At 35.0% G+C, this 26657-nt stretch carries 29 protein-coding genes and 1 other annotated feature; of the genes, 5 read left to right on the forward strand and 24 right to left on the reverse strand.

Annotated features, from left to right (window positions below):
• Nucleotides 1–13: 13 nt before the first annotated feature.
• Nucleotides 14–222, reverse strand: a binding site (T-box leader).
• A gap of 41 nt (nt 223–263) precedes the next feature.
• The 6 genes from FD18_RS08225 to ezrA form a co-directional block, all read right to left on the reverse strand.
• Nucleotides 264–2891, reverse strand: a complete 2628-nt coding sequence (locus FD18_RS08225) for a cation-translocating P-type ATPase (RefSeq protein WP_057719435.1) — start codon at nt 2889–2891, stop codon at nt 264–266.
• 206 nt (nt 2892–3097) lie between these two features.
• Nucleotides 3098–4198, reverse strand: a complete 1101-nt coding sequence (locus tag FD18_RS08230; protein WP_057719436.1) for a glycerophosphodiester phosphodiesterase — start codon at nt 4196–4198, stop codon at nt 3098–3100.
• A gap of 31 nt (nt 4199–4229) precedes the next feature.
• Nucleotides 4230–4931, reverse strand: a complete 702-nt coding sequence (locus tag FD18_RS08235; RefSeq protein WP_057719437.1) for a pseudouridine synthase — start codon at nt 4929–4931, stop codon at nt 4230–4232.
• A 51-nt stretch (nt 4932–4982) separates the two neighbouring features.
• Nucleotides 4983–6200, reverse strand: a complete 1218-nt coding sequence (thiI, locus tag FD18_RS08240) for a tRNA uracil 4-sulfurtransferase ThiI (RefSeq protein WP_057719438.1) — start codon at nt 6198–6200, stop codon at nt 4983–4985.
• A gap of 9 nt (nt 6201–6209) precedes the next feature.
• A complete protein-coding gene (locus FD18_RS08245) occupies nt 6210–7364 on the reverse strand; it encodes a cysteine desulfurase family protein (RefSeq protein WP_057719439.1) in 1155 nt (384 codons plus the stop codon).
• A gap of 90 nt (nt 7365–7454) precedes the next feature.
• On the reverse strand, nt 7455–9176 hold the full coding sequence (ezrA, locus tag FD18_RS08250; protein ID WP_057719440.1) for a septation ring formation regulator EzrA: 1722 nt from the start codon (nt 9174–9176) through the stop codon (nt 7455–7457).
• Between the two features lie 279 nt (nt 9177–9455).
• On the opposite strand from ezrA, the gene rpsD reads away from it, so the two are divergent.
• From rpsD to FD18_RS08275, 5 genes are all read left to right on the forward strand, one after another.
• Nucleotides 9456–10067, forward strand: a complete 612-nt coding sequence (gene rpsD / locus FD18_RS08255; protein ID WP_057719441.1) for a 30S ribosomal protein S4 — start codon at nt 9456–9458, stop codon at nt 10065–10067.
• 116 nt (nt 10068–10183) lie between these two features.
• Nucleotides 10184–10648 (forward strand): YueI family protein, encoded by a 465-nt coding sequence (locus FD18_RS08260; RefSeq protein ID WP_057719442.1) that lies wholly within the window; start codon nt 10184–10186, stop codon nt 10646–10648.
• Between the two features lie 2 nt (nt 10649–10650).
• Nucleotides 10651–11949, forward strand: a complete 1299-nt coding sequence (locus FD18_RS08265; RefSeq protein WP_057719443.1) for a replication-associated recombination protein A — start codon at nt 10651–10653, stop codon at nt 11947–11949.
• 284 nt (nt 11950–12233) lie between these two features.
• Entirely contained in the window at nt 12234–12518 is a 285-nt protein-coding gene (locus FD18_RS08270; protein ID WP_057719444.1) for a hypothetical protein, read from the forward strand.
• A gap of 57 nt (nt 12519–12575) precedes the next feature.
• Nucleotides 12576–13055: a universal stress protein gene (locus FD18_RS08275; RefSeq protein ID WP_057719445.1), complete on the forward strand. Its 480-nt coding sequence runs from the start codon at nt 12576–12578 to the stop codon at nt 13053–13055.
• Between the two features lie 53 nt (nt 13056–13108).
• On the opposite strand, the gene FD18_RS08280 is transcribed toward FD18_RS08275, so the two are convergent.
• From FD18_RS08280 to prfA, 18 genes are all read right to left on the reverse strand, one after another.
• The gene (locus tag FD18_RS08280; protein ID WP_057719446.1) at nt 13109–14305 is read right to left on the reverse strand and encodes an FtsW/RodA/SpoVE family cell cycle protein; all 1197 of its coding nucleotides are present in this window, start codon (nt 14303–14305) and stop codon (nt 13109–13111) included.
• Between the two features lie 18 nt (nt 14306–14323).
• Nucleotides 14324–14551 carry a DUF2969 domain-containing protein gene (locus FD18_RS08285; RefSeq protein ID WP_057719447.1) on the reverse strand — a complete coding sequence of 76 codons (228 nt, stop codon included), beginning with the start codon at nt 14549–14551 and terminating at the stop codon, nt 14324–14326.
• A 10-nt stretch (nt 14552–14561) separates the two neighbouring features.
• Nucleotides 14562–14855, reverse strand: a complete 294-nt coding sequence (yidD, locus tag FD18_RS08290) for a membrane protein insertion efficiency factor YidD (RefSeq protein WP_057719448.1) — start codon at nt 14853–14855, stop codon at nt 14562–14564.
• Nucleotide 14856: 1 nt separating this feature from the next.
• A complete protein-coding gene (locus tag FD18_RS08295; RefSeq protein WP_057719449.1) occupies nt 14857–15042 on the reverse strand; it encodes a DNA-directed RNA polymerase subunit beta in 186 nt (61 codons plus the stop codon).
• A gap of 2 nt (nt 15043–15044) precedes the next feature.
• A complete protein-coding gene (gene mreB, locus FD18_RS08300; protein WP_057719450.1) occupies nt 15045–16034 on the reverse strand; it encodes a rod shape-determining protein in 990 nt (329 codons plus the stop codon).
• A gap of 107 nt (nt 16035–16141) precedes the next feature.
• Nucleotides 16142–16375: a DUF1146 family protein gene (locus tag FD18_RS08305; protein WP_083486778.1), complete on the reverse strand. Its 234-nt coding sequence runs from the start codon at nt 16373–16375 to the stop codon at nt 16142–16144.
• 50 nt (nt 16376–16425) lie between these two features.
• On the reverse strand, nt 16426–16866 hold the full coding sequence (locus tag FD18_RS08310; RefSeq protein WP_057719451.1) for a F0F1 ATP synthase subunit epsilon: 441 nt from the start codon (nt 16864–16866) through the stop codon (nt 16426–16428).
• A gap of 11 nt (nt 16867–16877) precedes the next feature.
• The gene (gene atpD, locus FD18_RS08315; protein WP_057719452.1) at nt 16878–18320 is read right to left on the reverse strand and encodes a F0F1 ATP synthase subunit beta; all 1443 of its coding nucleotides are present in this window, start codon (nt 18318–18320) and stop codon (nt 16878–16880) included.
• Between the two features lie 22 nt (nt 18321–18342).
• Nucleotides 18343–19299: a F0F1 ATP synthase subunit gamma gene (locus FD18_RS08320; protein ID WP_057719453.1), complete on the reverse strand. Its 957-nt coding sequence runs from the start codon at nt 19297–19299 to the stop codon at nt 18343–18345.
• Nucleotides 19300–19316: 17 nt separating this feature from the next.
• Complete coding sequence (gene atpA / locus FD18_RS08325; protein WP_057719454.1) at nt 19317–20828, reverse strand: F0F1 ATP synthase subunit alpha; 1512 nt, start codon at nt 20826–20828, stop codon at nt 19317–19319.
• A 14-nt stretch (nt 20829–20842) separates the two neighbouring features.
• Entirely contained in the window at nt 20843–21391 is a 549-nt protein-coding gene (locus tag FD18_RS08330) for a F0F1 ATP synthase subunit delta (protein WP_057719455.1), read from the reverse strand.
• A complete protein-coding gene (atpF, locus tag FD18_RS08335) occupies nt 21391–21891 on the reverse strand; it encodes a F0F1 ATP synthase subunit B (protein ID WP_004894154.1) in 501 nt (166 codons plus the stop codon). Before atpF ends, FD18_RS08330 begins: the two co-directional genes overlap by 1 nt.
• Before the next feature lie 49 nt (nt 21892–21940).
• A complete protein-coding gene (gene atpE / locus FD18_RS08340) occupies nt 21941–22153 on the reverse strand; it encodes a F0F1 ATP synthase subunit C (RefSeq protein WP_057719456.1) in 213 nt (70 codons plus the stop codon).
• Between the two features lie 18 nt (nt 22154–22171).
• Nucleotides 22172–22888 carry a F0F1 ATP synthase subunit A gene (gene atpB, locus FD18_RS08345; RefSeq protein WP_004894150.1) on the reverse strand — a complete coding sequence of 239 codons (717 nt, stop codon included), beginning with the start codon at nt 22886–22888 and terminating at the stop codon, nt 22172–22174.
• Between the two features lie 91 nt (nt 22889–22979).
• Nucleotides 22980–23609 carry a uracil phosphoribosyltransferase gene (gene upp / locus FD18_RS08350; RefSeq protein WP_004897613.1) on the reverse strand — a complete coding sequence of 210 codons (630 nt, stop codon included), beginning with the start codon at nt 23607–23609 and terminating at the stop codon, nt 22980–22982.
• Nucleotides 23610–23720: 111 nt separating this feature from the next.
• Entirely contained in the window at nt 23721–24713 is a 993-nt protein-coding gene (locus tag FD18_RS08355) for an L-threonylcarbamoyladenylate synthase (protein ID WP_057719457.1), read from the reverse strand.
• A complete protein-coding gene (prmC, locus tag FD18_RS08360; protein WP_057719458.1) occupies nt 24713–25555 on the reverse strand; it encodes a peptide chain release factor N(5)-glutamine methyltransferase in 843 nt (280 codons plus the stop codon). Before prmC ends, FD18_RS08355 begins: the two co-directional genes overlap by 1 nt.
• Nucleotides 25548–26636 (reverse strand): peptide chain release factor 1, encoded by a 1089-nt coding sequence (gene prfA / locus FD18_RS08365; protein WP_057719459.1) that lies wholly within the window; start codon nt 26634–26636, stop codon nt 25548–25550. The genes prmC and prfA overlap by 8 nt, the downstream gene beginning before the upstream one ends.
• Nucleotides 26637–26657 lie beyond the last annotated feature (21 nt).

Consider the following 26657-nt stretch of genomic DNA (forward strand, 5'->3'; position numbering starts at 1 on the left):
CTAGACAATAATTGTCTAGGACGAAATTTTCCGCGGTACCACCTACGATTAGATATACAAATATATCTCTCTTATAAGCGGTAACGGTGCTGAAGTATCCGGATTAACCTACTAAAGTTCAATTAATCAGCTAATCAAGCTACTAGTAAATTTCTCTAAGTCTCTCAGCATAATGACTTTTCTCTGTAGTACGAAATTACTCCTCTTGATTCTTGCTTTGTTTATGATTATAGCATGAAAGAAAACAAGATAAAAGGTAAGAATTAACCTCTGTTTTCTCTAATTACTTTTACAACTTGAATTAAAATAGTTGGAATAATTGCTAAAACCACAATCAGCCAAACTTCTTGTGCGCTTAATGGTTGAACTGCAAATAGGCTGTGAAGTGCTGGTACAAATAGAATCAAAGCTAAAAGTATAGTACCTAAAGCAAAAGCAGCTAAACTATACCAGTTATTTTTAAATCCAATTTTAAAAATGCTATGTTGTGAACGGCAGTTAAAACCGTGAAGCAGACGTGCAAATGTTAAAGTTGAAAAGGCCATAGTACATGCAATTGCAGGACTATCTTTCAAACCAATTAAGAAGGCTGCAATGACACTCAATGAAATTAAGAAGCCTTGCGTACTGATTTGAGTAACAAACGGTTTATCTAACAGATTAGCCTTTGGATCGCGTGGTTTACGCTTTAAAATATCAGGGTTTCCTGGCTCCATTCCGATTGCTAAAGCTGGAAGAGAGTCAGTCACTAAGTTAATGAATAAAAGTTGCACCGCAACAAATGGTACAGGCAGAGCTGCAATTGAAGCAAATAAAACAGTAATAATTGCCGATAAGTTACCTGATAGTAAGTAACCAATCGCATTTTTGATATTTTCATAAACTGTTCTACCATTTGCTACAGCCTTAATAATTGTCGCGAAGTTATCATCAGTTAAAATCATACTTGCTGCATCTTTTGATACTTCTGTACCTGTGATACCCATTGCCACACCAACGTCAGCCTTTTTAAGAGCGGGAGCGTCGTTCACACCATCTCCAGTCATTGATACAATATGGTCTTTTCTTTGCCATGCGTTAACAATTCTAATTTTGTTTTCTGGAGAAACACGAGCATAAACCGCAACTTTTTCAATTTCTTGGTCTAGTTTTTCATCACTTAAAGCATCTAACTCTAAACCAGTTAAAGCAATATCCCCGTCGTTAAAGATGCCAATCTTCTTAGCAATAGCTACAGCAGTTACCTTATGATCTCCAGTGATCATTACTGTTCTAATTCCTGCTTCTTTAGCACGAGCAACGGCTGCTACACTTTCTTCTCTAGGCGGATCCATTTCAGAAACTAAACCAATAAAAGTTAAATCTTTTTCAGTATCAGCAGAGAGTTCTTCATCACTTTCTTTATAAGCAAAAGCAAGTACTCTTAAACCATTTTCTGAAAAATGATTATTTTGAGCCAAAATATCTTTTCTATCTTGCTCAGTAATTGGACGTACTTCATCCCCAAAACGAATATTTACACAGCGCTTAAGTAAAACATCAATTGCACCTTTAACAAAAATTGTTGGAATAGTATGAATTAGATGCTTAGTACTCATTAACTTACGGTCAGAGTCAAATGGTACTTCTTCTAAACGATCCAAATGATTTCTTAATTCACTTTCCGATAAGCCTAACTTTCCATCTCCAAGATTAATGCCTGGAACTTTGCGATACATTTCAAGCAACGCTGATTCTGTTGGATCTCCAATTTTCTTGCCATCAGATAAACTAGCATCATTATTTAAAACTACGTCATATAGTAAATAACGATGTAACTGATTACTCAAATTAAGCTCTTCAGGCTTAAGAACTTTACCGCCGATGTAAATATCTTCAACAGTCATCTTATTTTGAGTTAAAGTTCCGGTTTTATCAGAACATATTACAGAAACCGAACCCAAAGATTCAACAGCTGCTAAGTTTTTGATAATAGCATGTTCTTTAGCCATTTTTTGCGTACCCATTGCTTGTACAATTGTTACAATCGAACTCAAAGCTTCGGGAATAGCAGCAACAGCTAAAGCAACAGCAAATAAAAGAGCGTCTAGCAACGGCTGACCACGCCACATTTGAAGACCTAAGATCAAAGCACAGAAAATAAGAATTGCGGTTGCTAAACGAGATGAAAATTGATCAAGTGAAACTTGTAGTGGCGTTCTACGCTCTTTAGTTTCATTCATCAAAGTCGCAATCTTACCAATCTCAGTATTCATTCCAGTTGCTGTAACTAAGACATTTGCCCGTCCATACGTTACAAGCGAACTAGAATAAACCATGTTTACTCGATCACCCAAAGGAACTTCTTTATCAAATGTTGTATCTAACTTATCAATATTAGTTGATTCACCAGTTAACGAACTTTCATTAACTTGCAATGAAAAATTATCTAAAATTCTACCATCAGCAGTCACTAAATCTCCTGCCTCAAGTAAAAGGATATCCCCAGGAACTACGTCTTTTGCAGCAATTTCTTGTTTCTTGCCATCTCGTAAAACCTTAGCTGCAGGAGCAGATAAAGATTTTAAAGCCTCTAGCGACTTTTTAGCTTTAACATGTTGTACTGTTCCTAAAATAGCATTTAAGATTAACACAACAATAATAACTGCAGTACTTTCCAAGTTACCAGTAAATGCGGAGATAATAGCTGCAACAATTAGAATAATGACCATCAAGTCCTTAAATTGTTCTAAAAAGACCTCTAAAATGCTCTTTTTCTTACCTTCTACTAAGGCATTTGGCCCTACTTGAGCTAATTTTTCTTGAGCCACTTTATTGGTCAAGCCATGTTGTTCATTAGCTCCCAGTTCTTTCAAAACCTCTTCTTTACTTTCACGATAGTATGCTTTCACAAGAACCTCCATCTAATAGGAAAACCAGACTCTGGCATAAAAAAAGAGACCATTGTCTGAACAAAAACGTTTAGCCAATAGTCTCACCATTTAAACTTACAGCGGAAAATTAATTTCGTTCTGACGCCATAAGTACATTCTCTGCCGGTTACTCCCTATATGTTGATTATAAGTTTATCATGTTTTACTTAAGCTAGCAATATTTTTTATTGTCTTATCCATTGCGAACCACCCAGATTATAAGCAGTTTTTCCGGCGACTTTTTTCACTGCGAAATAATTCCAGGTACTATTAGCAGCTAATTTTCTACCAGAATTTTTCTCAAATGAAGGATCAGTATAGATAGCAGTTTTCTTTCGAAGTGTGATTTTTCCAGTCTTTGCTTGTGGCGCAGAATTATTTGAATTCTTTAAATCACTATAATTTATCCATAAATCTGGTTTAGCATGATAATAAAGCTTATTTCCCTTTAATTTAACCTGATCAGCATATACTCGTCTACCATTTTTCAACAATATGTCTCCAGAGATATTGTTGCTTGGATAAGAAACTGATTCATAGTATCTCTTAAAGGCATCATTTGCATGTAAAACAGTCGCTAGCTCAATAGGAAAATCAGTTAAAATTCCTGATACTCCTGCTTCTGGCTGCACAAATTGCTTCATTTGATCTACTGTATTAACGCCCCAGAGCAAATACCCTTTTTGATGTGCATTTAAATAATTTGCAGTTTTTTCAGAATAAAAATTATTTGCATAATATTTAGGCAAAGATATTGATTCATAATCTCCAGATAATTGCGTAGTTGGAATTTGAGGACTCACTCTTGAACAAGTTAACAGGGATTCTTTAGAAAAAGATTCTAATAAAACACGCTTTTCTAACTGATATTTTTTTATTAATTGCAGTAACAATTTAGTATCATCGTCACTTTTAGTCTCAATCATAAACTTGACATTTGAATTTTGATAGCGCCTAAAAACATCTTCAAGACTATGCATTGATTCATTATTTTGATTTATATATATATTTAGTTTTTGATACGGATAATCTTTAATATTTTTATCAATTCCAAAAACGCGACTCATATTTTCATCATGACTAACAACCAAAATATTGTCCGCAGTCTTTTGTAAATCAAGTTCTAAATAATCTACATGTGCACCAACTGCACGATCATAAGCCACCCAACTATGTTCTGCATACTTACCATTTTCATTATCACCTCGATGCGCTATATTTAAAAAGCCGCAAGAAAAAGGAAAAACAAGAAATAGTAAAAAAATAGCAAAAGTAAATCTTTTCATCTTAATCTTTCTAAAGTATGTCAATTATCGTTTACTTAATTTCAGCTAGACCAATCTCTTTATATTCCCCACGCTTTAAATCAGCAGGTAAACGCAATTTTCCCATTGAGATTCTATCTAGTTCCAATACTTTCATACCAACTGCTCCAAACATTCGCTTAATTTGATGATACTTTCCTTCTTGTATCTCAATCTCAATTCGTGACAGATTATTATCTTGATCCTGTTCTAAAATCTTTAGTTTGGCCGATTTTAACTTAGTTCCATCACCTAAAATTAATCCTTGAGCAAATTTTTCAACAGTTTTCTGATCTGCTACACCAGCAATTTGAGCTTGGTATACTTTAGCAACATGTTTATTAGGAGCTAACAATTCATGTACTAAAGGTCCATCATTTGTTAAAAGTAATAAACCAGTTGTATCCTTATCTAACCTTCCGACAGGTGCTATATTTTGATAACGATCTTTAGCCTTAAGTAAGGAAATAACAGTTCTTTGACTTCTATCTTCAGTTGCCGAAATAACTCCCTTGGGTTTATTCAATAAAAAATAATGATACTTTTTATATGTGATTTCATTACCATTAACAGCAATTTCATCAGTTTCTTTAACTTGCTTTTTAGGTACAGTTACAACTTCTCCATTAACAGTAACTACGCCCTGTTTTAATATGCTGTGAACTTCTTTGCGCGAACCAACATTCATATTGGCTAAATATTTATCAATTCTCATTTATTTTATCTTTCTTAAATAAAAAAGCGCCGGCGTCTGCCAGCACTCTTTTTATAATAATTCTGCGTCTTCTTCAGCCTTGTCATCTAAGAATTTTTGATTTGGATAAATTGGAGTAATTTCCATTCCATCAATAGCACGCTGAATCATTCCTTCAGCATCAAGTCTATTTTCTAATTTACGTGCTTCATCTAGCTTTGGCTTAGTCTTAGGACGTGGTGGAGCAAAAATTGTACAACAATCTTCAAATGGTTCAATTGAAAGGTCAAATGTACCAATTTGTTCAGCCAATTTGATAATTTCTGTTTTATCCATTGTAGCTACAGGACGAAGAACCGGTGTTGAAGTTACATCATTGATTGCAACCATAGATTCTAATGTCTGAGAAGCCACTTGTCCAACCGATTCGCCATTAAAGATAGCTAGACCGCCACGCATTGCGCGAATACGATCCGCCAATTGAAGCATAAAACGACGTTGAATAGTCATCAAATAGCCTTCTGGTAATTTCTCCTTAATTTGTTCTTGAATTTCAGTAAAAGGTACTGCAATAAAGTTAATCTTTCCAGAATAATTAGCTAAAATTCCAGTAAGTTCTTTTGCTTTAGCGAGTGCCTTTTCAGTAGTATATGGTGGACTAAAGAAGTGAACCATATCAATTTCAACTCCACGCTTCATTGCTAAATAAGAAGCTACTGGAGAATCAATTCCACCTGATAGCATCATAACTGCTCGACCTGCTGTACCAACTGGCATTCCACCTGCACCATGAAGGAGTTGATTCGAAATATAAATAGCATCTTGGCGAACTTCAATTCTCAAAACCAAGTCAGGTTTCTTCATTTTAACCTTTAAGTTATCCATATTATCAAATAGATAGTCACCAACCATAGCATTTAATTGATTCGTATCGTATTCAAAATCATGATCGCTACGTCTAGTATTAACTTTAAAAGTCATACCATCTTTAAAAGTTGCTTGCATTAATTCTAAAGATGCCTTTTTAATAGCATCGAGACTTTTTTCAACTTTTACAGTTGGCGAATATGTTTGAATACCAAATACAAGTTTCAAACGTTGATCAATCTTGTCAAAAGGAGCACCGTTTAAAACAATATGCATTCGATCATGTTTCGGATGAATTTCAATTTCTGGAAAATCTTGCAATGCTCGAGTTACATTACCAGCCAATCTTCCAATAAAATCTTTACGATTTTTTCCTTTAGTGGATAGTTCGCCATAACGAACCATTACTTCTGTATATTGCATAGTTTCACCTTATTTCAAATGATTAATTTCAGCGAAGTGCTTATATATTTTATCAAAGACTGCAATAAATTGCTCGGCTTCTTCGATTGTATTACTTGGATCGAAACTTAATCTAATTGCTCCAGTAGCTAAATCATCCTCTACTTTCATTGCATTTAAAGTTCCACTTTCAACACCACTTCTTGAAGAGCATGCACTAGTAGTAGATACATAAATACCATTCGATTCAAGCGTATGAACCAATGTTTCTCCGCGAATTCCTTCTAAGGAAAAACATAAAATACTAGGAATAAACTTCTCAGATATTGGTGAAAAAACATGAATTCCCGGTTTTCCATCTAGGTAAGAGGTAATCTTTTCTTTTAGTGCTAGTTCTTGCTTTGCATTCTTTTCTTCATCAGACAAGTATAAACGCATTGCCTTGGCGGTTGCAGCTATTGCTGGTAAGTTTTCAGTACTAGAGCGTAAACCTTTCTCTTGTCCTCCACCATCAATTAATGGCTTAATCATCTTGCCTTCTTTTTTATAAAGAATCCCTACACCACGAGGAGCATGAAACTTATGAGCTGACAAGCTCATTAAATCTACTCGATTGGTAAAAACTTCGTCCCAAATATTTTTTCCCAGTGCTTGAACATTATCAACGTGAAAAGTAACGTTTGGATAATCTTCTAATATGTCACTAATTTCTCTAATTGGCTGAATTGCACCAATTTCATTATTAACACCCATGATAGAAACCAAAATAGTATCTTTATCAAGAGCAGCCTTTAAATCATCTGGACTAACTTGCCCATTTTTATTTACAGGTAATACAGTTACTCTAAACCCCAGATTTTCAAGTGCACGCACCGAGTTAGAAACGGCTGCATGTTCCACACTTGAGGTAATAATATGGTTTCCAAATTCTTTTTTTGCTAAAGCAGTTCCCTTAATTGCCCAATTATCTGATTCACTCCCACTTGAAGTAAAAAATATTTCATAAGGCTTTACATTTAACAAAGTAGCAATTTGCTTTCTTGATGCTTCCAAAAGTTGATGGGAACGATCTCCCATTTTGTGCAAACTTGAAGGATTTCCCCAGATATTTTTTGTTACCTTATCATATGTTTCTAAAGCTGCAGGATAGACAGCCGTTGTAGCACTATTATCAAAATAGATCAATTTTTCTTTCTCCCCTAAAAAACGACCATCAAGATGGTCGTTCGATAATCATATAAAATATTAACTTAAAAACTCTATAGCTTCAATGATTTACTCTTCTTCGTCTTCTTGTTCACTATAGTATTCTTTTTCAATTCTTTGATAGCTTCCTGGCTCTACTTTTTCTAAAGCTGTAGCAATAATGTCTAAAGCTTCCTTATATTCATATTTATTTTGATATAAGTCATATGCCTCTTTACGAGCACGCTTAATCCCAGGATTTGAAATATATTTATTCGAATACTGCATAGTCAGCTCAACTAAATCAGCTGAGTTTAGAATTTCATCAGCTTCTTTCTTCAGACGCTTAATATCTTCTTGGATCTGGATTAATTCACTAGAAATCTTTTCCATATTTATTCGAACTTGATTTAATTCATTGTCTGTATGCTTAACTTCATTTAAGACCAAAGTGTACATCTGAATAAAGCTTTCAGATTTGCCCGGCAATTGACGTCTTTCAACTTTTCGATAAATTAAAGAAATTTCTTGTTTGAAGTGAATAATAGAATCATTAGCAATCTTCTCTGCATCAAACAATCCATCTACATCGCCTGATAATCTCTTTTCAGTTTTTTCAATTTCTTTCAAGTTATTCAACATTGTCAGCCATTTATTTTCAATCTGAGAATAAACCCCATTGCCGTCTGCAATTTTTTGACAATCAACATCAAAATCCGTATTCATTCGATTAACTTGACTTTTAAGTTGTCGAGCTTCAGCTAATTCACCATGAGTCAATTCATAACTCTGATCAACATGTTCTAACTTAGCCACAAGTTGATTGGATGCATTAGCTACGTGAGAAAGAATTTGAACAATCTTATCTTGATTATTATCAACAAATGGTCGAGCTTTAAATTCTTTAGTTAAAATATCATACAAACTATCAATACGTGTACTAATTTCTTTGTTATTCTTTTCAACTGTTGTTAGCTCTAATTTATTTAAATCTTTTTTCGTATTATCAACTAGCTCACGTAAGTTCTTAATTTCTTCTAAGACATCAATTTCCTCAATTTTATACTTATCCTTTATCATTTGACGATAAGTATTGCTCAATTCATTTAATTGATCTGGAAATACATTCTTTAATTCTTGATCAAATTTTTCTACTTTTGGTAAATCTGCTTTTAATGAACTAAGTTTAGTATCAATTTTAATTAATACTTTCTTAGCTTCCTCATGATCCCCTTCACCAGAGAGATTTTTTACTGTTTGAAAGTCACTTTCTAAGGTCGCCAAATCTTCTTCAATTTGATCAATTGCATTTCCATAATTAAAGGATTGAGACAAAATCTGCTTACGTAATTGTTGATAATCTTTAGATAAAGCAGCGTAATGTTTTTGATTATCACGATTTGCTTCTAACAAATTAGTAAATATTTGCTTACTGTGTTCAACATTATCTTGATTGGTTTGCAATAATTCTGTTGCTTCTTTAATCAATTGATGTGTCTTTATCAAATTGAATTTTGCATTGAGTCCAGCAGCTTGCTCAAGTATATGCTTTAACTCGCCAACATCCTTAGTATCAACTTTCTGATATACTTTCTGCCATCTTTTAAAAGTTTCTAAACTTTTACCAGCTAATTCCATTTTTTTCAGGCGTTTTATATCTTCTTCGACACTAAGGTTCTTCAGTTCATCAGTTAATGCATCCAGTTCTGCAATCTGGTGATTAAAATATTTATTAAGGATTACAACCGTAGCAATAGCAACAATTATAGCAATTAATAATACAATAATAAGAATAGATAACCCTGATGACATAATACCCTCCATATTTTATTTTAATTATACCAGACTTCCCCTTAATGCTAGCCAGAAAATCCTTATTTTTACTTGCTTTAAAGTATATTTCTTACTATAATAGTCTTCGTGTAAAATATTTGCAGCAATAAGTGACAAGAACGTCAACATCTTGAGGCGTTTAGTGAACGAGTAACCCGCGCTGCACTGGGCGAAACATACAACTCGGGATGCACGAATGTTGAACTTATTTCTCATATTTTACTCCAAAAAATTATTATTTTTTATGGAGGATTTTTTATGTCAAGATATACTGGTCCAAGTTGGAAACGTTCAAGACGCTTAGGTATCTCACTTTCAGGTACTGGTAAGGAAATTAGCCGTCGTAACTACGCACCTGGTGATCATGGTCCTAACAACCGTGCTAAGGTTTCTGAATATGGTCAACAATTGAAGGAAAAGCAAAAGTTACGTTGGATGTTTGGTTTAAATGAACGTCAATTCCAAAACTTATTCATCCGTGCCGGCAAGATTCGTGAAGGTAAGCACGGTGTTAACTTTATGGCTTTACTTGAAAGACGTTTAGACAACATCGTTTACCGTTTAGGTTTAGCTTCAACTAGAGAACAAGCTAGACAACTTGTTAACCACGGTCACATCTTAGTAGATGGCAAGCGTGTTGACATTCCTTCATACGAAGTTAAAGTTGGTCAAGAGATCAGCTTAAGAGAAAAGTCAAAGAACTTGCAACAAGTTAAGGACGCTTTAGATGCAGTTGTATCACGTCCACCATTTGTTTCATTTGACGACAGCAAGATGACTGGTACTTTAGTTCGTCTCCCAGAACGTGACGAAATGGAACCAGAAGTTGATGAAGCTCTTATCGTTGAATGGTACAACAAGAAGCTTTAATATTATCGCTTCACTACAAAAGTCTTTCCTATTTTGGAAAGACTTTTTTGTTTTCTTCTTTTCTGCTTTGTTACACTATGAATATAAATATTCAAAAATAAAGGAAAATTAGAATTATGACTGAAGACTTAAACACACGTCTTGAACATGCTGCTCAAGGCATTACTCCTCAAACATGTCCCGATGAACGTAGACGATATTTAGGTTCTCTTCGCGAACGTGTTTTAATTCGAATGACTGTAGAAGAAACAAATAATCAAAAATTAGATACTTTATTCTTGAAACATATTGATGACTATAAAGGCTACACTATTTTAATAAATGGAAAAATGCCTCAAAACGACTTCATCAGTAAACTAATGGGGCTCTGCTCTCAAAAAGATATAAAATTTACCTTGATAAATGATGATAATGCTAAAGATGAACCAAATGCTACTGGAATCCTAGTGGTTTCAAAAACAGCTATCAACCATTATCGAGTTGAAATCAATCAAGTCTATGCCCCTGAAGTTCCTAATGAACGACTTACCGAGCGAAAAAAGCCGAGTTTTTGGGATAGATTATTTAGGAAAAAGGATTAATCATGCAACCTCTTGCTTATCGTATGCGTCCAAAAAATTTAGATGAAATAGTTGGACAGGAACATCTAGTTGGAAATAAAAAGATAATTAGACGAATGGTTGAAGCAAAATTATTGTCTTCAATGATTCTCTACGGCCCTCCCGGCATCGGCAAAACAAGTATTGCCAGCGCTATTGCTGGCTCAACAAAATATGCTTTTAGAAAACTTAATGCTGCAACAGATACAAAAAAAGACCTACAAATTGTAGCCGAAGAAGGAAAAATGAGCGGTACTGTCATCTTACTTTTAGATGAAATTCACCGTTTAGATAAAACCAAGCAGGACTTTCTTCTTCCTCTATTAGAGTCTGGCAATATTATTTTAATCGGAGCAACTACCGAAAATCCATACATTTCTATTTCTCCTGCGATTCGATCGCGTTGTCAGATCTTTGAACTGCATCGCCTTCAGAGCACAGATATTTCTCGAGCTATCGATCGTGCATTAAACGACTCTGAAAATGGCTTAGGTAAATATAATGTTATATTAACAAAAGACGCACGCAATTTACTTATTGACAAAGGTAATGGTGATTTAAGATCTACTCTTAACGCTTTAGAATTAGCCGTTTTATCAACTGATCAAGAAAAACAAGATAAAAGTTCTGACCATAAACTCATTATTGATAAAAATGAAATAGAAGATTCTATTCAATTTAAAGCTCAAAATTATGATGCCAATGGTGATGGTCATTATGATCTATTATCAGCATTTCAAAAATCCATTCGTGGATCGGATACCGATGCTGCACTCTACTATTTAGGCAATTTATGCGAATCGGGCGATTTAATAGCAATTTGTAGACGTTTATTAGTTATTGCATATGAAGATATTGGACTCGCCAATCCTTCTGCTTGCAGCCGAGTAGTAAACGCAGTTCAAGCGGCACAAATGGTAGGCCTACCTGAAGCAAGAATCATTTTATCTAATGCCGTAATTGAACTTTGTTTATCACCCAAGAGTAACAGTGCAATTACTGCAATTGATTCTGCAATTAATGATATAAGAAATAAACAAAATGATTCGATTCCAAATAATCTAAAAGACGCTCATTATAAAGGTGCAAAAAAATTGAATCATGGAGTTTCCTACATTTATCCGCATGATTTCAAGAATGATTGGGTTCCACAACAGTACTTACCAGATAACTTGAAAGACGCTTCTTACTTTAAGCCTAAAGGAAATTCTAAAATTGAAGATGCACTAAAGAGACAGTATTTACGCTTAAAAAAGATGCAACATGACGGTTTAAAAAAGTAAATTCAATTTATTGACATAGACTATATCTTTGTTAGAATAGATAGTGATCTGAGTTGATCAACCTAATTACAAAGTTGACCGATCAAACTAAAGACGTTGGAATTTATGAATAACATCTGAATCGGAATACTAGCTTGTTCTAGGATCCATATTCACTGCGACATAGATTCAAATTTTGAACACTGCGGGTTCAACAAGCGTCATTATGTTGCAGTCAACTCAGATTTTATTGAAATTCAAGGAAGCGGCGTAAGCCGCTTTTTTTATTAAGCGAGGATCAGTAAGTGGTATTAAAAATTTTGATGCTAATCTTTATTTTATTAGTATTTATTACAGCATGGTATTTAATTAAAAGTAAAAATAAAGGTCAATTTATTATTTTTATTTTTATTGGAAATAAAAAAATTAATACTTTATTTTCCGTTACAAGTTTAGTGCTAATTTTAACTGGAATTATAGGCATAATAATTTTATTTACTTTACCTAAAGTATTTAACTTTATTACCTTAATTATTGCCGCACTGGCCATCTCTATCTTTTCAGTCACATTTATGAATTTAAATGAATAGTTTTATTATTCAATTTAAATCAATTTTTGATAAAATATTGATAGAGAGGTGATCAACATGTTAAAACAATACCAACGTATCCAAGTTGCCGTTGATGGTTCTAAAGAAGCAGACGTTGCATTTAGCAAGGCTGTTGAAGTCGCTAAAAGAAATGGTGCTACTCTTGAAATTCTTCACGTAGTCGATACACGTGCTTTTCAAGATGTCTCTAGCTTTGACTCAGCAATGGTGGAACAAGTATCTGAAGAAGCAAAAACCAAGATCGAAGAATATTATAATCGTGCTAAAGATGCCGGTGTTAAGGATGTTCATTATTCTATTGAATTTGGTTCTCCAAAGAATATTATTGCTCATGAATTTCCTGAAGAACACAATATTGATTTAATTATTCTTGGTGCTACTGGTCTAAATGCAGTTGAGAGGTTATTAATTGGTAGCATTACTGAATACGTTACTCGCACTGCCGCTTGTGACGTTTTAGTAGTTCGTCACCCAGCTGCACAAAACGAAGATATTAAGAAAAATCAAGAAAATTAATTAATGGTATAAAAAAGCCTCGTCAAAATTATGACAAGGTTTTTTTTATGCTTTTAAAAGTCTCCAGCAGTACTAAAGATATAGTCTTTATGATGCCATTTCATTGAAAGAATTAGTCCAATACCGATCATATTTCCAAGTAAAGCTGAACCACCTTGAGAAACAAATGGTAGCGGAATACCTGTTAATGGTAGTAGGTCAATTCCCATTCCAATATTTTCAAAAACATGGAACAAAATCATCATTATGATACCAGTTGAAATGTAAGAATAAAATGCATTCCTAGTCTCAAAAGTAATTTTTACCATTTGAAAAATCAAATAGAAGTAAATCAAAATTAGGACACAACATCCTACAAATCCTAATGACTCACCAATAACTGAAAAGACCATGTCTGATGTTCTAACTGGTACATAAACACTAACTTTACCAAACCCATGACCCCAAATTTGACCTGAGCCAATGGCTTTCATACTTTGCCATAATTGATAAGCTCCAGAAGACGTATCTTGAGCAGGATTTAGCCAAGAATTTATTCTTTGGAATTGGTAAGCTCTAAAATTAAAAGCACTTCCTAAAAAGGCTTGTCCACCTGGTGTGGTAACTAAAAGAATTGCACTCGCACCAATAATAAATACTAATCCATAGACTGGTACAATTATTTTCCAAGTAATCCCTGAAACTAGTATTACTCCCCCAACAATGGCAAAGAATACAAGCATCGTACCAAAGTCATTTTGTAATTTCAAAAGTACTGCTACTGGAACTAACCATGCAAATATTTTTCCAATTAAAAGCCAATCTGTTTTAAAAGTATGCGCATATTGTTCATTATGCCGTTCTACTACTCTTGCTAGCATCAAAATAAAAGCTGGCTTCATAATTTCAGACGGTTGAAAAGTTAAAGGTCCAAGTTTAAACCAACTTTTAGCACCCGTATCTGCAAAGACTTGTCGATTATACAAGAATAAAACCGCGATAAGCAAAACAATACCAATTCCATACGCAATAGGCGCAATCTTAAAAAGTTGTTCTGCATCAAACTGCATTACAAAAATTACTAATGCAATTGATACCAGATACCAGACTCCTTGAGTAATAACAGCCTTTACAGGACTTCCCATTTTAGGATCATTTACAGTTGCTACCCAAATGCCATATAAACTGATAACTGCTAATAAAAAGACTGGAATTACTACACCCCAAGCGATACGATCAAACCAATCTGCTTTATTTTCAACTTTCGTCATTGTATATCCCTACTTTGTTTATTTTTCATGCAAAGTAAAGTATGAAAGTAATTCATTAATAGCACTTTCTAAAGTCTTTGAATAAAGACTATGACTTGTTTTGGAAGATACTACATGGTAGCGCTCTTCTTCTTGTTCAATAATACCAATAGAACGTTTACCAGGAATGATAACTTCCCATGTTGGCGTTGCAGTGCCTTTTCTTTCATTAACTTCAATATCAATACTTTCCAATTTTCTAGACATAAAAATTCTCCTACTTTTTATTCGAATGAAACGCCTGCGCAATAATTTCATCTTCATATCGTTCAGGATGTGGATTACGGCGCAAGGTAAAATAATCCGGTACTGGATCTACTCCTCCCTTAACAAATGGATTACAGCGTAATATTCGTGCTAAACCCATTGTTAAGCCTAATATTGCTCCATGCCTTTTTAAAGCATCAATCATATAAGTTGAACAAGTAGGATAATACCTACATGTTGGAGGCAAAATTGGAGAAATAAATTTCTTATAAATATTTACTAACTCAATTAGCAATTTATTCATTTTAACTTAAAAATTCCCAAAAATGAACCCATGTTGTAGGAAAGAAAATTGCAAAAGGATTTCCACTTGCTACTCCGCATCCAATAAACGCTCCTAAGAGCATAGTTGCAAGTAAATATAGAAAAATCTTTCCTACTTTTTTTAAATACTTATTTACTAATGAAAAATCAAACTTTTCTTTATTCATAATTAGTGTCTCTGGTGATTTTCAATATTTTTAAGCAATACACCTGTTCCATTAGCAACAGCTTCTAATGGGTCGTCAGCTTTTAAGACAGGGACTTGAAGATAATATGTAATCAATTTATCAATATTCTTAAGTAATGCTCCACCACCAGTTAACATAATACCACGATCAATAATATCGGCAGATAATTCTGGTGGGGTTTGCTCTAGAACTTCTTTTGTAGCTGCTACTATTGACATCAAACCATCTTCAAGAGCCTTTTGAACTTCTAGTTCATTTATTGTTACTTGCTTTGGTAAACCATCTACCATATCACGACCACGAACTGTCATAGTCTTAGTTGGATCAGCTTCAAAAGCGGTTCCTAACTGAATCTTAATTTGTTCAGCTGTATGTTGTCCAACAAGAAGATTTTTACTTCTCTTAATGTAGCTAGCAATTGTTTGATTCATTTTATCTCCTGCCCAACGAAGAGAGCGAGAAGTTACAATTTCGCCCATTGAAAGCACAGCGATATCAGTTGTTCCACCACCAATATCAATAACCATGTTTCCTTGTGGTTTAAAAATATCAAGCCCAGCTCCTACAGCAGCCACTTTAGGTTCGAAATCTAAATATACACGACCACCACCTGATTTTTCAGCAGCTTGAATGATAGCTTTTTGCTCAATCGAAGTAACTCCAGTGGGAGCACAAATCAAAATATTAGGCTTGGACATAAAGCCCTTTACATTTAACTTTTCAATAAAGTAACTAAGCATTTCTTCTGTAATATCAAAATCTGCAATTACACCATTTTTTAAAGGTCTAATTACTCTAATATTACCTGGTGTACGTCCCACCATCTTATAAGCCTCAGTACCTACTGCGACGACCTTATCCTTATCTGTATCAACAGCAACTACGGAAGGTTCATTTAAAACAATTCCTTTGCCAGACACATTTATTAGAACATTTGCAGTTCCTAAATCAATTCCTATATCTCTTGCCACGCTAGTGCCTCCAGTATTTTATCATTAAAAATTGTAACATAAATACTGCTTTTCTTTAAGAACAAGTAGAAAGAACTGTGATTCTAATTGATTTCTTATAAAAATCATTAAAAAAGCATCTTTAAAGCAAGTGATTGGTCTACTAAAGCTAAAATAAATTGACCTACTAAAAAACCTAAAGCAATGGAAATAAAAAGTAAAAAAACTTGAATTTCAAAGGTATGTCCTTTTTTAAAAAGTTGATCTATCCTCAGCCCTCTTACAGCTCTAAAAGAAAAAGCAATCGTAACTAAATAAGTGATTAAACTAACAATAGCATGTATTCCAACTTGTTTCATCATATAATTTTCTCCACAAAAAAAGACGAACACATCGTTCGTCTTTCTCATTTCTATTTACCGTAATTTTCATGTACATGTAATCTATTAACCGCACGACGTAAAGCAATTTCAGCTTCTAGCATTTCTCTTTCGTTGTGCTTCTCTTTAGCTTCTTGCATATGTTGTTCAGCACGCTTCTTAGCTGATTGTGCACGTTTAACATCAATATTGCGAGCCCGTTCAGCACTATCAGCGATGATGGTTGCTTCATTATTTGAGAACTCAATGTAGCCCCCATTAACAGCAATATGATCAACACGATTATTCATTTCATGCGTTCTTTTTACCCGAACTTCACCAATAGCTAAAGGAGTAACAATTGGGAGGTGATCATACATAATTGCACGATCTCCATCAATTGCGCGCATTGCTACCATTGTAGCATTGTGCGAATAGACAATACCATCAGGTGTTACAACGCTAACTTTTATAATTTTTTCTGGATCTGCCATCACGCATCACCCTACTTTGCTTCTAGCATTGCTTTTGCTTCAGGATTTTTAGGAGTAACTCCCATCTTTTCAGCTTGCTTAATAACATCCTCAATTGGTCCAACATTACGGAAAGCATCTTCTGGAAGATCATCTAATTTACCATCAATGATCATCTTGAAGCCTTTAATTGTTTCCTTGATTGGTACATATGAACCTGGAATACCAGTGAATTGTTCAGCAACAAAGAAGTTTTGTGAAAGGAAGAATTGAATCTTTCTTGCACGTTCAACGATTAACTTCTCATCATCTGATAATTCATCCATACCTAAAACAGAAATAATATCTTGCAATTCTTGGTAACGTTGCAAAATATGTTGAACCTTAACAGCTACCTCGTAGTGTTCTTCACCAACAATCTCTGGATCTAGGGCACTAGAAGTTGATTCAAGTGGGTCAACAGCTGGGTAAATACCTTGTTCAACCAAACGACGTTCTAGGTTAGTAGTAGCATCTAGGTGAGCGAATGTAGTTGCAGGAGCTGGGTCCGTATAGTCATCAGCTGGCACATAAACGGCTTGAATTGAAGTAATAGATCCATTCTTAGTAGAAGTAATCCGTTCTTGCAATTGACCCATTTCAGTTGCCAAGGTTGGTTGGTAACCAACGGCACTTGGCATACGACCAAGTAAAGCAGAAACTTCAGAACCTGCCTGAGTGAAACGAAAAATATTATCAATAAATAATAATACGTCTAAACCTTCAACATCACGGAAGTATTCCGCAATAGTCAAACCAGTTAATGCAACACGCATTCTGGCACCAGGTGGCTCATTCATCTGACCAAAAACCATGGCAGTTTTAGATAAAACGCCAGATGCTTTCATTTCAAAGTAAAGGTCGTTACCTTCACGTGTTCTTTCCCCAACACCAGTAAATACAGAAATACCACCGTGTTCTTGGGCAATATTATGAATCAATTCCTGAATAATAGTTGTCTTACCAACACCGGCACCACCGAATAGACCAACCTTACCACCACGAACATATGGTTCAAGTAAGTCAATAACTTTAATACCAGTTTCTAGAATTTCTTCACTTGTGCTTAATTCATCGTACTTAGGTGCTTCTTTATGAATACCTTCACGTTTTACATCTTTACCTAGAGCAGGACCACCATCAATTGGATCACCTAATACGTTAAAGACACGTCCTAAAGTGTCTTTACCAACAGGAACAGAAATTGGAGCACCTGTGTCTTCAACTTCCATACCACGTCTTAAACCGTCGGTAGATTCCATTGAGATAGTTCTTAAAACACCGTCACCAAGTTCTAGTGTAACTTCAAGAACAAGAGTATCACCATTGTTGTTTGTGACATGTAAGGCGTTATTAATATCAGGCAAATCTTTATCTAGTGGGAATTCCACGTCAACGACAGGTCCAATAACTTGGACAATTTCGCCTTTACTCAAAACATCTACCTCCTTTTCTATTTTATTCTAGGGCATTTGCACCACCGATAATTTCAGTAATTTCGGTAGTAATTTGTGCCTGTCTTGCTCGATTCAATTTAGTCTTCAAACCAGAAACAACATCATCGGCATTTTGAGATGCACTCTGCATAGCTGTCATTGAACTTGCATGCTCAGCAGTTTTAGCATCCAAAATAGCTCCAAAGATCATTGATTTAGCAAATTGAGGTAAAACTGTCTTCAATACTGAATCAATATCTGGCTCAATAATGTAGTCTTTTGGCATTGTTTCTTTATGATTAATATCAATGTCAGAAATTGGTAGCATGCTTTCTACTCTAAAAGCAGAAGTTAAAGTATTTACGTGGTGAGTATAACAAACAAAAAGTTCATCATAAACGCCATTTAAGTACATCTTTACAGCGGTTTGAACAATATCTCTAACTTCATTATAAGTTGGGACATCGCTTACACCACTATATTCATACACTACATTAAGATTTTGTTTCTTAAAAAATTGTGCTGCAACACTACCAACTGCCAAAATTTTAACATCTTTATTTTGGGCATCAGCATCTTTAAAGATACTCATCATATTCTTAATAACTTGACTGTTATAAGAACCAACTAAACCTCTATCTCCACTAATTACTAAGTAACCAGTCGATTTAATTTCTTTACGAGGTTGAACTAAAGATACTAAAGTACCTAAATCAAAGAAACTACTATAATCAATGTTAGATTGACTGCCAAATTCACTATATTCATTTGTCTCTTTACCTAATTGATTCACAATTTGTGAACTCATTAGATGAGAAACGGTTGCTCTAACTTTATCGTTATAAATAGTATATTCCTGATCAAGTTTTTCAGTTCTATTCAATTTAACACCCGAAACCATTCTCATAGCTTCAGTTATTTGACCTGTTTTCTGAATTGAAGCAATCTTTTTTTTCAGTTCAAGGAGAGATTCTGCCAATGAAAAAACCTCCTCTTCTATTTCTTACTGATTGAAAAACCCTCGTTGAAGTTCTTTAAAGCTTCATTAAGCTTATCTTCCTCAGGTAAATCTCCTGTAGTACGGATTACATCAAGTAAGTCGTTATAGGTACTTGCAAAGTAATCATATAATTCAAGTTCATAACGTTGAATATCAGGTACAGGAATTGCATCCAAAAAGCCATGTGTCAAAGCATAAAGAATTAATACTTCATCTTCAACAGGAAGTGGCTTATGTAGTGGTTGTTTCAATACTTCAACAGTACGACGTCCACGATTTAACTTAGCTTGAGTAGCTTGATCAAGATCACTACCAAATTGAGCAAAACTTTCAAGCTCTCTATATGACGCTAAGTCCACACGCAATGTACCTGCAACCTTTTTCATAGCCTTGATCTGTGCACTACCACCAACACGGGAAACTGATTCACCGGCATTAATGGCAGGACGGGTACCAGCAAAGAATAGATCAGCTTCCAAGAAAATCTGTCCATCAGTAATGGAAATAACGTTAGTTGGAATATAAGCTGAAATATCCCCAGCTTGGGTTTGAATAAATGGTAAGGCAGTCATTGAACCGCCACCAAGTTTTTTATTCAACTTAGCACTACGTTCTAGTAAACGAGAGTGTAAGTAGAAAACATCACCTGGATAAGCTTCACGACCAGGTGGACGACGAAGAAGTAAGGAAATTTCACGGTATGCAACGGCTTGCTTACTCAAGTCATCAAATACGATTAATACATCCTTCCCATTGTACATAAACTCTTCACCCATTGCAGTTCCTGCATATGGAGCGATATAAAGCATTGGTGCTGGTTCACTAGGACCAGCTTCTACGACAATAGTGTAGTCCATAGCACCAAATCGTTTTAAAGTTTCAACAGAGTTTTTAACTGTTGATTCCTTTTGACCAATGGCAACGTAAATACAAATAACATCTTGACCCTTTTGATTAATGATTGTATCTAGTGCAAGAGCAGTTTTACCTGTCTTACGGTCACCAATAATTAATTCACGCTGTCCACGACCAATTGGAACTAAAGCATCGATAGCTTTAATACCAGTTTGTAAAGGCTGGTTAACGGATTGTCTGTCCATAACCCCAGGAGCTTTACTTTCAATAGGTCTAGTCTTATCAGTCTTAATCTCACCTAAACCATCTACTGGTTGACCTAATGGGTTCACAACACGACCTATTAATTGATCGCCAACAGGAACTTCCATAATTCGACCAGTACGCTTAACTTGATCACCTTCACGAATATCGTCAAAGCGACCTAAGATGATGATACCAACATCATTGGCTTCTAGGTTTTGCGCAATACCGTATGAACCATTAGAAAATTGTAATAATTCACTTGATAATACGTTATTTAGACCGTGAGCACGGGCGATACCGTCACCGACGTAGGTAACAGTACCAACTTCGTTGACGTTGAGCTTATCATCATATTTCTCAAGTTGTTGCTTGATCAAAGCGCTAATTTCTTCCGCTTTAATGCTCAATGGTTTCACCTCTTTTATCTATTTTCAATTAATTGCTCACGAATTTGTTGCAATCGAGTTCTTATAGAACCATCAATAATGCGATCCCCAACTTTGAGGATAATACCTCCTAAGATACTTGGATCCACTTTATTTGTCAGAATCAATTCTTTAAAACCATACTTCTTAGCATAGGCTTGGCTTATTCGACTTAATTCATCCTCATTAAGCTTAATAGCACTTACTGCAATCCCTGAAGCAATATTCTTATACTCATCATAAAGAGTATTAAATGCCTCAATAACTGCAGTTAAAGATTCAAATCTGCGATATTCTAATAAGAAATCCAAAAAATTCTTAGTTTCAATTGAAAACTTATCGCTAAAACTTGATAAGAATTCCTCTTTTTGATTCTTTCGAATAATTGGATCGCTTAACAAACGCAGCATATCAGGATTTTTTTTAGCTACTTGAAGCAATACATTCATATCCTCATGTACTGCATCTAAGCTATTAGCATCTTGCGCATAAGCAAATAAAGCTTTACTGTATCTGGAAGCAATTTCTTCTCTACTTAAAGCCATTAGTCATTCAGCCCCTTGATAAATTGATCTACCAAGTCTTTCTGATCAGCAGCAGATAAATTCTTACTAATTACTTTTTCGGCAATAGCAACAGAAATATCAGCTACTTGATCTCTTGCTTCATTGAGAGCATCAGTTTTTGCCTGAGCAGCATCTTCTGATGCTCTCTTTCTAATTGCGGCAGCTTCTTGATCAGCTTGACTAATAATATTATTCTTAGTCTTTTCCGCATTGCTTTTTGCAGTAGAAAGAATTTGTGTTGCCTCTTGTTTAGAGTCTTTCAAGGCGGCTTCACGTTGATTAGCAAGCAATTCAGCTTTCTTTCGATCACTTTCTGCTTGATCAAGGTCACTTATTACCTTTTGACGACGTTCTTCCATCATTTTTGTTACAGGGCCCCAAGCAAAGTGCTTAACTAATAGGAGCAAAGCTGCAAAGATCAAAAGATAGTAAAGCGTGTCACCTAACTCTAATTTTAAGGCTGCAAACATAAATTGCATGTCTCAACCCTTCTTTCTCGTAATTACGATCTTGTTCTTAAAACGCAAATTACAGGAAGAGAATTAAGAAACCAATAACGATAGCTAAGATAGGAACAGCTTCGATCAAACCAACACCGATAAACATAGTTGCTCTAAGGTCATTAGCAGATTCAGGTTGTCTTGCCATACCTTCAATAGTTTTTGAAATAACTTTTCCGTTACCGTAGGAAGCAGCCAAAGCAGCTAAACCAGCGGCAATTGCGGCAGCTAAATATTTCATAAAAAACCCTCCGTAAAATTATTCTTCAGTAACCTTTTTACCAATATATACCATTGACAAAGTTACGAATACATATGCCTGGATAGAGCCAATAAAGACAGAGAAGCCTTGCCAGATTAAAGTTAGTGGAACCGAAGCGATGACGGTAAACCAACCCGCACTCTTTGCAAAACGATTACCGATTAAAGTTAACAATACTTCACCGGCATAAATATTACCGTAAAGACGTAGTGATAACGTCAAGAAATTAGTGAATTCCTCAATAATATTGATTGGAAGTAAAAATCCAACTGGTTTTGCATAATTTGCAAAATAACCTTTGGCACCAAACCTCTGAACACCAAAGTTATAAGACAAGAGCAATGTCATCATTGCCATGGTCATAGTAATCAATGGGTTAGCAGTTGGTGATTTGACAAGGATATGGTCATTAATTGAAAACTCAAAGAACAAACCTAACTGGTTCATAAAGAAAATGAACATGAATAGGGTAAAGGCATATAAAGATAGGTGCTTTTGTGCATCTACGTCAGCAACGTTATCCTTAACAATCCCATTTGTAAAATCAATCATATATTCCAAAAGATTTTGCTTTTTATTAGGTTTTAAGGAAACATTGCGTCCTAAATACCAAACAAGAAAGAAAACCGCAATTGCGACTAACGTTCCCCCTAAGCAATTAGTTACATTGAAATTTAAGCCGAATACATTAACGACTACAGATTTCTCATTCACTTCGTGACCTCCCTTCTTGTGCTGAATACCTCAAACACACTAAAAATGATAACACCCAAAAATTTCAATTTCAAAATATTTTTGAGAAAAATTACTTAGTTCCGAATAACCTATCACCAGCATCTCCTAGACCTGGATAGATGTAACCGTTATCCATTAATTTTTCATCTTCTGCTGCTGCATAGATGTCAACATCTGGATTTGCCTCTTGAACAGCCTTTACTCCTTCAGGAGCAGCAACCAAAACGGCTAAGCGAATATTCTTAGCACCACGCTTCTTTAAAGCCTCAATTGCCATATTAGCTGAACCACCGGTTGCAAGCATTGGATCAACAATAATGCATTCACGCTCTTCAATATCTGGTGGCATCTTGAAGAAATATTCATGTGGCTTTAAGGTTTCTTCATCACGGTACATTCCAATGTGTCCTACTTTTGCAGATGGGATCATTTGAAGCACACCATCAACCATTCCAAGACCAGCACGTAAAATTGGAACAATTACTAATTTTTTACCTGCTAATTCTTTTTGAGTTGATTTTCCAATTGGAGTTTCAATCTCAACATTCTTCAATGGCAAATCGCGTGTCATTTCATACACCATGAGTCCACCGATTTCACCAACAATTTGACGAAATTCATTAGTACCTGTATCTTTCTTACGAATAATCGTTAACTTATGTTGGATCAACGGGTGATTCAAAACGGTAAACTTACCCATAATGGCCTCCTATATTCTAAATAATACTTCGCTCACTATTTTAACAAATTATTAGATAAATGTTTCGAAAATCATACGAAAAAAGGCATGTTTTTCTACATGCCTCTAATCCTATTTAAAATGATGACCAGCAGCTGCCTTATTTAGACGATTCATATATGCTGCACTAATTGTTCCATGATCAAAGCCTTGAACATAGATCCGTTTAATATTATCCTCACTATCAAAATATCTCAAAGCGCCAAACAAATTATGAGCAGCTTTGTCAATAGTCTTACCTAAACTAAATTTATTAGAACTATCAATATTTTCAAGTACTTCATCAAGTGCTGCTACGCCAGTTTCATCATCCCATTTGATTTTTTTAAAATCTTCTTCTTTGTCCACAATAAAAACAGGTGCACTAGGTGCATAATGACGATACTTCATTCCTGGCGCTTTTGGAATTCCCTTCGTCTGCGTAGTTCCTTTATTCATCAACACTTTTTCACCAAGAACAGACGAAATTTCTTCTGGAGTAATCTCACCAGGACGAAGAACAGTTGGAGTTTCAACTGATAAGTCGACAATTGTCGACTCTAAACCAATTTCAGTAGGTCCATTATCAATGATTCCAGCAATTTTACCCTTTAGATCATGATAAACATGTTCGGCTGTTGTTGGACTAGGCTTAGTTGAAGTATTAGCTGATGGTCCTACAATTGGCTTTCCCAACCGGCTAATTAGTTCATGCGTCATTTCATCATTTGGGCAACGAAAAGCGGCAGTTGGCAGACCACCTGTAACAGCATCAGGTAAAGTTCCTTCTTTCACAAAAAGAATAATCGTCAAAGGACCAGGCCAAAAATGCTTAATCAGTTTTTTAGCACGTTCTGGTACGTTATTAACATATTCTTCCATCATCTTTTCGTCAGCTACAGTGACAATCAAAGGATTATCACTTGGACGTCCCTTAGCAGCATAGACTCCCTTAACAGACTTTTCATTAGTTGCTAACGCACCAAGGCCATACACAGTTTCAGTGGGGAAAGCTACTAATTCACCTTTTTTTAAAAGTTCAACTGCCTCGGGAATTTGTTTTTTATTGAAAATTTTAGTTTCCATTACTTCATCCACCTTCCATGAACCATTCTTGGCTTACCAGCTAAATCTTCCCTAAATTCCACTTTAAAGTCTGGCAATTCAGCTTTAAATAGGTTCTCTAGTTGCTCTTTTTCACTGAATCCAAACTCTAAAAAAAATTGACCATTAGGATTTAAATGAGAACGAATTTGCTTAGCAAACTTTCGATAAAAATCTAATCCATCTTCTCCACCATAAAGAGCAGTATCTGGTTCATTTTTTATTACATTTGTATCCATCAAATCTTTTTCACTAGTTTTAATATAAGGGGGATTAGAAATTATCATGTCAAATTTCTCTAGTCCAACTAATACATTGGCTTTTCGCGTTTTAACATCTAAATCATACTTTAAAAAGTTTTCTTCACTTTCACGTAAAGCTGAATCAGTAATATCACTTGCATATAGGATTAAATCGCTAATCCCCTGTTCTTGTGCTTGTTTAACTAAAGCAACCATGATTGCACCTGAACCGGTACCTAAATCTAGAATTTTTTCTCCAGACTTAATATTCTCAAGAGCCCATTTCACTAACTCTTCAGTTTCAAATCTAGGAATCAAAACACCGCGATTAACTAAGATCTTGTAACCGTAAAACCACGCATAACCCAAGATATATTGTGGAGAAATTCCTCTACGGAGTTTCTTCATATCTTTCAATGCTTCTTTCTCTTGGTCAGAAGTCAGCTCATCATTAATATGCAATTCGTACTCTGAAGGCGTATAGTTTAATCTTTCACCCAAAACATAGTCAATGTCATCAGCACGCACTTCTGGATTATTGGCTAGGACCTTTTCTTTTATTTGCTTTAAATTTTTAGGCATTTTCTTCAGCCATCTTTTCTAATTGCTGAGTTTGGTAGTAAAGAACCAAGGCATTAATAATTTCATCTAATTCCCCGTTCATTACACGATCAAGCTTATTTAAAGTTAAACCAATTCTATGATCAGTGACACGGTTTTGAGGGTAATTGTATGTTCTAATTCTTTCAGAACGATCCCCAGTACCAACTGCGTCTTTTCTCTTAGCATCATATTGGTCACGATTTTGACTTTCGTAATAGTCATAAACACGTGATTTCAAAATTTGCATAGCTTTCTCACGGTTTTGTTGCTGACTACGTTGATCTTGCATAGCAACTACAATTCCAGTAGGAAGGTGGGTCATACGTACGGCACTAGAAGTTTTGTTAATGTGCTGACCACCGGCACCAGATGAACGGTAAACATCTACACGAATATCTTTAGGATCTAAATCTATATCTACTTGTTCATATTCAGGCATAACAGCAACTGTTGCAGTAGAAGTATGAACACGTCCTTGAGACTCAGTTACAGGAACACGTTGAACACGGTGAGCTCCGTTTTCGTATTTTAATTTTGAGTAAACTTTGTCACCTGTAATCATAACAGCAACACGCTTATAGCCCCCAACTTCAGTTGGTTCTGAATCAATTAAAGATACCTTCCAACCTTGAGTTTCTGCATATTTTTCATACATTCTAAGTAAGTCGCCAGCAAATAATGAAGCTTCATCCCCACCAGCAGCACCTCTAATTTCCATAATGATATCTTTATCATCATTAGGATCTTTTGGAAGCATTAAAATCTTAATCTCGTCTTCTAATTCAGAAACTTCTTTTTCTAATTCAGAATTTTCTTCCTTAGCCATATCAACTAAATCACTATCAGATTCATTAGAAATAATTTCTTTATTATCTTCAATTTCCTTAATATCTGACTTATATTTACGATACTTTTGTACTACTTCACGCATATCGGCTTCTTCTTTAGAAATTTCCATATAGCGTTTAGTATCATTAATAACTTCTGGATCAGCCATCATTTCTTGAAGTTCTTCATAATGGGCAACTAATCCTTCCAATTGAGCCATCACTTTATCCATTTTTACTGTCCTTCCTCAAAT

Origin of the sequence: Lactobacillus taiwanensis DSM 21401 (genome assembly GCF_001436695.1) — a bacterium.
GTDB classification, from domain to species: domain Bacteria; phylum Bacillota; class Bacilli; order Lactobacillales; family Lactobacillaceae; genus Lactobacillus; species Lactobacillus taiwanensis.

Bases quoted from the DNA above. Each gene is read 5' to 3' on its own strand.
- FD18_RS08230 (WP_057719436.1), bottom strand. From the start codon at position 4,198: ATGAAAAGATTTACTTTTGCTATTTTTTTACTATTTCTTGTTTTTCCT.
- FD18_RS08235 (WP_057719437.1), bottom strand. From the start codon at position 4,931: ATGAGAATTGATAAATATTTAGCCAATATGAATGTTGGTTCGCGCAAA.
- thiI (WP_057719438.1), bottom strand. From the start codon at position 6,200: ATGCAATATACAGAAGTAATGGTTCGTTATGGCGAACTATCCACTAAA.
- ezrA (WP_057719440.1), bottom strand. From the start codon at position 9,176: ATGTCATCAGGGTTATCTATTCTTATTATTGTATTATTAATTGCTATA.
- rpsD (WP_057719441.1), top strand. From the start codon at position 9,456: ATGTCAAGATATACTGGTCCAAGTTGGAAACGTTCAAGACGCTTAGGT.
- FD18_RS08260 (WP_057719442.1), top strand. From the start codon at position 10,184: ATGACTGAAGACTTAAACACACGTCTTGAACATGCTGCTCAAGGCATT.
- FD18_RS08265 (WP_057719443.1), top strand. From the start codon at position 10,651: ATGCAACCTCTTGCTTATCGTATGCGTCCAAAAAATTTAGATGAAATA.
- FD18_RS08275 (WP_057719445.1), top strand. From the start codon at position 12,576: ATGTTAAAACAATACCAACGTATCCAAGTTGCCGTTGATGGTTCTAAA.
- FD18_RS08280 (WP_057719446.1), bottom strand. From the start codon at position 14,305: ATGACGAAAGTTGAAAATAAAGCAGATTGGTTTGATCGTATCGCTTGG.
- FD18_RS08285 (WP_057719447.1), bottom strand. From the start codon at position 14,551: ATGTCTAGAAAATTGGAAAGTATTGATATTGAAGTTAATGAAAGAAAA.
- yidD (WP_057719448.1), bottom strand. From the start codon at position 14,855: ATGAATAAATTGCTAATTGAGTTAGTAAATATTTATAAGAAATTTATT.
- FD18_RS08295 (WP_057719449.1), bottom strand. From the start codon at position 15,042: ATGAATAAAGAAAAGTTTGATTTTTCATTAGTAAATAAGTATTTAAAA.
- FD18_RS08305 (WP_083486778.1), bottom strand. From the start codon at position 16,375: ATGATGAAACAAGTTGGAATACATGCTATTGTTAGTTTAATCACTTAT.
- FD18_RS08310 (WP_057719451.1), bottom strand. From the start codon at position 16,866: ATGGCAGATCCAGAAAAAATTATAAAAGTTAGCGTTGTAACACCTGAT.
- FD18_RS08330 (WP_057719455.1), bottom strand. From the start codon at position 21,391: ATGGCTTTAAGTAGAGAAGAAATTGCTTCCAGATACAGTAAAGCTTTA.
- atpF (WP_004894154.1), bottom strand. From the start codon at position 21,891: ATGCAATTTATGTTTGCAGCCTTAAAATTAGAGTTAGGTGACACGCTT.
- atpE (WP_057719456.1), bottom strand. From the start codon at position 22,153: ATGAAATATTTAGCTGCCGCAATTGCCGCTGGTTTAGCTGCTTTGGCT.
- upp (WP_004897613.1), bottom strand. From the start codon at position 23,609: ATGGGTAAGTTTACCGTTTTGAATCACCCGTTGATCCAACATAAGTTA.
- FD18_RS08355 (WP_057719457.1), bottom strand. From the start codon at position 24,713: ATGGAAACTAAAATTTTCAATAAAAAACAAATTCCCGAGGCAGTTGAA.
- prmC (WP_057719458.1), bottom strand. From the start codon at position 25,555: ATGCCTAAAAATTTAAAGCAAATAAAAGAAAAGGTCCTAGCCAATAAT.
- prfA (WP_057719459.1), bottom strand. From the start codon at position 26,636: ATGGATAAAGTGATGGCTCAATTGGAAGGATTAGTTGCCCATTATGAA.